At 76.7% G+C, this 6380-nt stretch carries 8 protein-coding genes; 3 read left to right on the top strand and 5 right to left on the bottom strand.

Features of this window, described 5'->3' with window-relative positions; genetic code table 11:
• Nucleotides 1-61 precede the first annotated feature (61 nt).
• The 4 genes from ACWGJO_RS15370 to ACWGJO_RS15355 all read right to left on the bottom strand — a co-directional run bounded on the left by ACWGJO_RS15370 (nt 62) and on the right by ACWGJO_RS15355 (nt 3253).
• Entirely contained in the window at nt 62-1009 is a 948-nt protein-coding gene (locus ACWGJO_RS15370; protein WP_452184031.1) for an SDR family NAD(P)-dependent oxidoreductase, read from the bottom strand.
• 198 nt (nt 1010-1207) lie between these two features.
• Nucleotides 1208-1432 (bottom strand): holin, encoded by a 225-nt coding sequence (locus tag ACWGJO_RS15365; RefSeq protein WP_452184029.1) that lies wholly within the window; start codon nt 1430-1432, stop codon nt 1208-1210.
• 194 nt (nt 1433-1626) lie between these two features.
• Nucleotides 1627-2640 (bottom strand): questin oxidase family protein, encoded by a 1014-nt coding sequence (locus ACWGJO_RS15360; RefSeq protein WP_452184027.1) that lies wholly within the window; start codon nt 2638-2640, stop codon nt 1627-1629.
• A 130-nt stretch (nt 2641-2770) separates the two neighbouring features.
• Nucleotides 2771-3253: a MarR family winged helix-turn-helix transcriptional regulator gene (locus ACWGJO_RS15355; RefSeq protein WP_452184025.1), complete on the bottom strand. Its 483-nt coding sequence runs from the start codon at nt 3251-3253 to the stop codon at nt 2771-2773.
• A gap of 43 nt (nt 3254-3296) precedes the next feature.
• On the opposite strand from ACWGJO_RS15355, the gene ACWGJO_RS15350 reads away from it, so the two are divergent.
• The 3 genes from ACWGJO_RS15350 (at nt 3297) to ACWGJO_RS15340 (ending at nt 5828) form a co-directional block, all read left to right on the top strand.
• Nucleotides 3297-4253, top strand: coding sequence for an alpha/beta hydrolase (locus ACWGJO_RS15350; RefSeq protein ID WP_452184024.1), 957 nt, complete (start codon nt 3297-3299; stop codon nt 4251-4253).
• A gap of 252 nt (nt 4254-4505) precedes the next feature.
• Nucleotides 4506-5162, top strand: a complete 657-nt coding sequence (locus ACWGJO_RS15345) for a hypothetical protein (protein WP_452184023.1) — start codon at nt 4506-4508, stop codon at nt 5160-5162.
• A 156-nt stretch (nt 5163-5318) separates the two neighbouring features.
• Nucleotides 5319-5828 (top strand): hypothetical protein, encoded by a 510-nt coding sequence (locus ACWGJO_RS15340; protein ID WP_452184021.1) that lies wholly within the window; start codon nt 5319-5321, stop codon nt 5826-5828.
• 49 nt (nt 5829-5877) lie between these two features.
• Here the strand turns inward: ACWGJO_RS15340 and ACWGJO_RS15335 are convergent, their stop codons facing one another.
• Complete coding sequence (locus tag ACWGJO_RS15335) at nt 5878-6258, bottom strand: bleomycin resistance protein (RefSeq protein ID WP_452184019.1); 381 nt, start codon at nt 6256-6258, stop codon at nt 5878-5880.
• Nucleotides 6259-6380 lie beyond the last annotated feature (122 nt).

The following is a 6380-nucleotide window of genomic DNA, read 5'->3' as shown; positions in this document are numbered from 1 at the left end:
AGGCCCCTTCGCCCGCCCCCTCCCCCACTGAGTGCCGCGCGCGGCACTCAGTGGGGGGCGCTCAATGGGCGGGCGTCGGGTCGTGACCGGTCAGCTCGCGACCGGCCGCCCACAGCCGCGCGGCGGTCGCGGTGTCGGCCAGGTGGCCCCAGAGCGGCTCGGCCCTGGGCTCACCGCGCAGCCCGAACGCGCGGGGGCTCCACATCTGACCGCCCCGCACGGCCGGGTCGAGCACGGCCCGGACGGCGGGCCACGCGGCGGCGTCCTTGCCCTGGACGACCAGCCCGAGCGGCAGGTGGCGCAGCCGCTCGCCGGTGGTGCGGACGTGGACCGGCGGGCGCGAGGGGGTGAGGGAGTCGAGCGCGCCGCCGGGGTGGACGAGCACGCTCAGCGTCGTGCTGCCGGCGGCGCGCAGACGGCGGTCGAGTTCGACGGCGAAGAGCATCTGGGCCAGCTTGGAGCGCGCGTAGGTGCGCTTGGGCCGGTAGTCGCGCGTGCTCTGGAGGTCGTCGAGGTCCAGGCGTTCGGACTTGGCGGCGAAGCTGCCGGTGGTGACGATCCGGCTCCCGGGCGCGGCCGCGAGCAGGGGCGCGAGGTGGTGGGTCAGCGCGAAGTGGCCCAGGTGGTTGGTGGCGAACATCAGCTCGTGCCCGTCGGTGGTTTCGCGGCGCGGTGGGTGGTCGAGCGCCACGCCGGCGTTGTGGACGACCGCGTGGAGGCGGTCCAGGGCCAGGGCGTCCACGGACGGGCCGAGCGAGGCGAGGTCGGCGAGGTCCAGCGGCAGGTGCCGCACCCTGGCGCCGGGGACGCGCGAGCGGATGGAGGCCATCGCGGCTTCGGCCTTCGCCCGGTCGCGGCTGCCGAGGACCACTGTGGCGCCGGTGGCGGCGAGTTGCTCGGCAACGAAGTACCCGATGCCCGCGTTGCCGCCGGTGACCAGGACGTTCCTCCCCTCGGCGCGGGGCAGCCGGTGGACGTCCCACGGCGGGGTGTGGGGCAGGGAGGGCATGGCGGGCTCCTGGAACTCGGCACGGTGATCCGGCGGTACGGGCGGACCCGCGCATCGCAGCCGGTCCCGCCCGGTTCCCACGCTCCCGCGGGCCACTCGCATCCCACCGGCAGCTCACCGTCCTCACTGTCAGCCGACCGGCACCGGGCACGCCCGAGGCGAGGGGCGGGGCGCCCCGCCCCTCGCCGGCCGGTCCGGCTACTCGCGGGGGCGGCCCAGCAGGGCGGCCGAGGTCGGGTCGCCGATGCGGGTGGCCACCGCGCCCTTGAGCACGGTCAGTGCGGCCGGCAGCGCCGCTACCGCCGCCGCCTTGAGCGAGCCGATCGACGTGAGGTCGAACTTGTCGGCCAGCAGCAGGCCGAGGAACGCCGCGGCGTACGTGGCGACGGTGCGCTCGACCAGGTCGAGGACGAACTTCCGCATGGTCAGGACTCCTTCGTGGTGGAGGCGGTGGGCTGTACGGCCGGTGCGCGACGGTCGCGCGGGCGTCGGGGTCGGCGTTCGGGAGGCATGCGGCGGTCGCCGTCGGGGAGTTGCCGCCCCTCATGTACACGTTCGCGCCGTCGATTCCGACGACGGGCCCGGCGCACGAATCCGCCGGGCCCGCGCCGTGCGCCTCATCCCAGCGGGGTGCTCAGCTCCATGGCGCGCAGGGCCGCCGCCAGGGCGGGTGCGTCGCCGACGTCGAGGGCGGCGTCCGTCAGCTTGATGACGTGTTCGTCGCCGTGCGCCAGCGCCCGCTCGAAGACCTCCTCGGGGGTGAGCGTGCCGGGCGGCACGTACACCACCGGTGCGGCGGGCGCGTACATCGCCGTCACCGCCGCCGAGGCCGTCCAGGCCGCCCGCAGGCTCGCCGGCCACAGTGCCCGCGGGAGCGCGGGCAGCGTGCGCAGCACGGCGTTGGGGGCCGTGGCCGCGTGGACGAGCATCGTCTCCTCGCCGTGGCCGTGGGTGGCGTAGCGGTGGGTCGCCGCCCGGACCAGTTCGGCGAGGCGGCCGGGCACCTCCCCCGGGTGCGGTGCCTCGGCCCCGGCCCACACCGGCAGGGCCGTGACGCGGCCGAGCCTTTCCGGGAAGCCTCCGTCCCGGACGTCGACGGCCGGCACCGCGTCGAGGGCGGCGGCCGCGGAGGCGGCGCCCGGCAGGCGGGCGGGCAGCGCGACGGTCCGGTGGCGGGCCGCCCAGTAGCCCAGGCCGTGGGCGAGTTCCGCCAGGCGCGGCCCGGTGGCCTCGCCGGCCAGCAGCGTGCGCACCGCGTGGCCCACCCGGATCACCGGGTGCGTCGATCCGCCGTACAGGCCGGGCAGCAGCCGCGGCCACCACCGGGCCAGCACTTCGCGCCAGGGGCGCTCGGCGACCTCCCGCTCGAAGTGGCCGATCCAGTCGGCCGCACGCCTCGGATCGCCCAGCGCCGTACGCCAGTTGGCGTCCGTCACCGGCTCGACGCGGGGCGGGAGGTCCTCCAGCTTGCGCGCGTAGAGGTCGAGCCAGCGGTGCACCGACGGCGCCTGTCCGCGGGCGGTGAGGGCCTCGACGGCCATCGGCGCGTGGTTGGTGAGCCGGCCGAGCCGCTCGGGCCCGCAGGCGTGCAGTCGTTGGAGTGCTTCGTCCAGAATCCCTGTCGTGTCCACGGGAGAGGACCGTAGGCGGGACGCCGGGGCGGCGTAACGGGCTGGAGTCCTAGGCCCGGCGCGGGCCGCCCGCCTGCCCGGCCGACCGTCTCGGACGTCGGGGCGCGGCGGGCCCCGGGTCGGGCCCCGGTCAGCCGGTGGGCGTGCCGACCCGGTCGCGTTCGAGGGCGGACCGCAGGGTCGACAGGGCCTGTGCGACCGCCGACAGCGCGGGGGCGTCGAGGGTGCCTCCGAGCAGCTCGGCCAGGCCGCCGGTGTAGGTCCGCTCGGCCTCCCGGACGAGCCGCGCACCGGCGTCGGTGAGGTCCAGGATCGAGGACCGGCGGTCCGAGGGGTTGGGCCGGCGGGCCGCCCATCCCTGCTTCTCCAGGCGGTCGACGCCCTTGCTGGTCGCGCCGACGCCGATGGCGAACTCGGCGGCGATGTCCGCCACTCGGCAGCCCGGGTGGTCGCGCAGGTAGCCGAGGAACTCGTACTGCGAGAGGACGATCCCGTGCCGCTCGCGCAGGCGGTCGCCGAGGGCGTTGTACAGGCGCGTCTCGCACCGGACCAGGTCGGCGAAGAGCCCGGGGAGCCCGGCCTCGGCACGGTCACCGCTCGATGTATATTCCACGGCATATAGTGTACCGGAAGCTACTTACGGCAGGAGCACGCCCATGAGCAGGGAGCAGCGCGTCCGGGTCGACGGGATCCTGCGGCAGCAGGGCCCCGCGGGGCCCCGGTCGGTCGAGGAGGTCCGGGCCGGATTCCGGGAGCTGATGGCCCGGATGATCGTGCCCCACGACAGCATCCGCACCGTCCCGACGACGCTGGGCGGCCGCCCGGCCCTGCGGGTGGAGCCGGTCGACGGGCCCGGCGCGGGAGAGCGGGCGGCCCCGGGCGCCGCCGGGACGATCCTCTACTTCCACGGCGGCGGCTGGGTCTTCGGCTCGCCCGGGACCGCCCTCTCCCTGACCGGGAACCTCGTGGCCAGGACCGGCCTCGGGGCGTACTCGCTGGACTACCGGCTCGCCCCCGAGCACCCCTTCCCGGCCGCGATCGAGGACGCCCTGAGCGCCTACCGCGCCCTGCTCGACCGGGGCGAGGACCCCTCGGCCGTCGTCTTCGCGGGCGACTCCGCCGGCGGTGGCCTGGCCGTCACCACCTGCCTCGCCGCGCGAGACGCGGGCCTGCCGCTGCCCGCCGCCCTGCTGGCCTTCTCCCCGGGCCTCGACGCGACCCGCGGCGGCGCGAGCATGGAGACCAGGGAGGGCGTCGACCCCGTCTTCACCCGCGTGGGCCTGGAACGCACCGGAGCCATGTACCTCGCCGGGGCCGACCCGCACCAGCCGCTGCTCAGCCCGGCCGTCTGCGCCGACCTGACCGGCTTCCCCCCGATGCTGCTCCAGGTCGGCGGCAACGAGATGCTGCTGGACGACTCCACCCGCCTGGCCGCCCGGGCGAACGCGGCGGGCGTGGACGTCGTCCTCGACGTCACCGCCGACGTGCCGCACGTGTTCCAGGCGTTCGCCGGCGTCCTCGACGAGGCGGACGAGGCGCTGGACCGCGCCGCCCTGTTCCTGCGCCAACGAGTCCGCGCGGCAGCCGCCCCGCGGACCAACGGCACGGTGTAGCAAGCCGGTTCGGTCCTGCCCGCGCGACCGGGCGGGGCCGGTCGTTCGGTCGGCCGCCCGGCAGGTCACGGGGCCGCTCGCTCGCGGGCGGTCGCGGGGCCGGCCGACGGACGGCGGCCCCGACCACGGGGCGGAGCGGCCCGGGTGCCGGCCCCTCTCCCCCGGGCACCGCCCGGGCCCGCGTGGACACGGTCCGGGGAGCCGTCGAGGATGGATGCCGCAGGCGTCCCGCCGGGCCTGCGAGGAGGAGCGATGGATCCGCCGCACACGGCCCGGGCCCGTCGCCCGGCGACCGCCCGAGGGCCTGCGGGCCCGCGCCGGCTGCGGTTCGACGGCTGGATCGCCGGCATCGGCACCGCCTCAGGCACGCGCGTGGTCGTGGGCCACTGGGCGGCCTCGCCGTTCGGGCCGTTCTCCGACGTCATGGTCGAGCACGCCGACGGGACCCGGATCCTGCTGGCGCCCACCGAGGGGACGGCGGAGTTCGTCGCCGGCACGTACGCCTTCGACCGGGTGCGGGTCGTACCGGTCGCGGTGCAGCGGGGCGCGACGCGCTGGCGGGTCACGGCGGGCCCGCTCGACCTGCGCTTCACCACCGGGCGGCGTGGCGCTCTGGGGCTCGCGCTCAGGGCGGTGCCCGGGCCGATCGCGGCCCGGCCCGGCTGGACCGCGGTGACCGACCCGCTCGCCCGGCTCCTGCTCGGCGTGCGGACCCGGGGCACCGCGGGCCAGGGCCGGCGCGAGTGGTACGGCGTCCGCGACCTCCACGCGGTCACCGCGGTGACCGCCGTGCTCGACGGCCGACGGCTCGGCCCGCTCGCACCGGTCGCACCGGTGCGGTTCGGCTTCGGCTCCACCCCGCGGCGGCCCTCGCTCGTCCGCGTGACGACCACCGTGGCCACGCGCTGACGGCGCCGACACGTACTGACGCGCACCGACGCGCACCGACGCGCACCGACACGTACTGACACGCACCGACGCGCGATGACACGGGCGCCCGCGCGGAACCGGCCCGTTCGCTCAACTCCGTGGACCCGCCCGGGTCGTGGCGGATACCGTCGGGCCATGAAGGAACTGATCCGGCGGAGGTGGCCGCTGCCGTCGGCGGGCGCGGCACTCGCGCTGCTGGTGTTCGGCCTGAGCCTGTCCGGCATGCTCGCGCAGCACCGGGCGGCGGACCGCATCGACGCCTCGCCGCTGCGCGTGGATGCCACGATCGGCGCCGAACGGAACAGGGAGAAGAGCGGGGTGGAGCGCACCCTCACGTACCGGGTCGGCGAGCGCGAGTACAGTACGACCTCGCTCAAGGTCGGGCGTTCCGTCGCCCACCCGGCCGTCGGCGTGGCCGTTCCCCTGGAGGTGGCCGCGGACCACCCGGCGACGGCCCGCGTGCTGGGTACCCACTACCCCGACGACGACATGCCCGACACCCAGCTGCTCATCGCGACGTTCTCCGCCATGGCCCTGCTGACCTGCCTGTGGCTCGTCGTCACCGGCGTGCGAAGCCGCTCCCGTACGCCGTCCCCGGCCCCCGGGGGCCGGCCCGCTGAGCCCGCGGAGCCCGCGGGCCCCTGAGCGTGCGCGGGCCCTCGCGAACGGGTCGCCGTACGGACGCGGCCCGGGCCTACCCGGGCCCGTGCGGGCCGCCGATCCGCAGCAGATTGCCGCTGCGGTCGACCAGGGCGAACTCCCGCATCCGGTAGGCGGTGTCGGCGGGCGGGGTCAGGCGGCTGCCGGTGGCCGGGTCGGTGGGCACGCCGAGCCGGGCCCAGTCGCGGTGCAGTGCGTCCGCGTCCCGCACCTGCAGGTAGCAACCGGCGGCGGTGGACAGCGGGTCCACCCCGGGGTCGTGGCGGAAGTGCAGTTCGACCGTGCCCCGGACGAGGATCAGGTAGCCGTCCTCGCCGTCCCAGCGCCCGCGCGGCTCGAAGCCCAGGCGGGCGTAGAACTCCTGGGTCTCGTCCAGGTCCCGGCTGGGCAGGATCGGCACCGCGTACTCGTCCATGGCGCCACCATAGGTCACGCCGCCGACGACCGCCCCGCCGCCGGGGCGGCGGACCGGTGGCCGCTGCGGCCCGACCGCTCCGAATCGACCCGACGGCCGGCGGTGGACGCGCTCGGCAACCG

The sequence above is a fragment of the Kitasatospora sp. NPDC054795 genome (assembly GCF_053611565.1).
This window is presented reverse-complemented; position numbering and strand designations above follow the sequence as displayed.

Bases quoted from the DNA above. Each gene is read 5' to 3' on its own strand.
- ACWGJO_RS15345 (WP_452184023.1), top strand. From the start codon at position 4,506: ATGGATCCGCCGCACACGGCCCGGGCCCGTCGCCCGGCGACCGCCCGA.
- ACWGJO_RS15365 (WP_452184029.1), bottom strand. From the start codon at position 1,432: ATGCGGAAGTTCGTCCTCGACCTGGTCGAGCGCACCGTCGCCACGTAC.
- ACWGJO_RS15340 (WP_452184021.1), top strand. From the start codon at position 5,319: ATGAAGGAACTGATCCGGCGGAGGTGGCCGCTGCCGTCGGCGGGCGCG.
- ACWGJO_RS15350 (WP_452184024.1), top strand. From the start codon at position 3,297: ATGAGCAGGGAGCAGCGCGTCCGGGTCGACGGGATCCTGCGGCAGCAG.
- ACWGJO_RS15370 (WP_452184031.1), bottom strand. From the start codon at position 1,009: ATGCCCTCCCTGCCCCACACCCCGCCGTGGGACGTCCACCGGCTGCCC.
- ACWGJO_RS15335 (WP_452184019.1), bottom strand. From the start codon at position 6,258: ATGGACGAGTACGCGGTGCCGATCCTGCCCAGCCGGGACCTGGACGAG.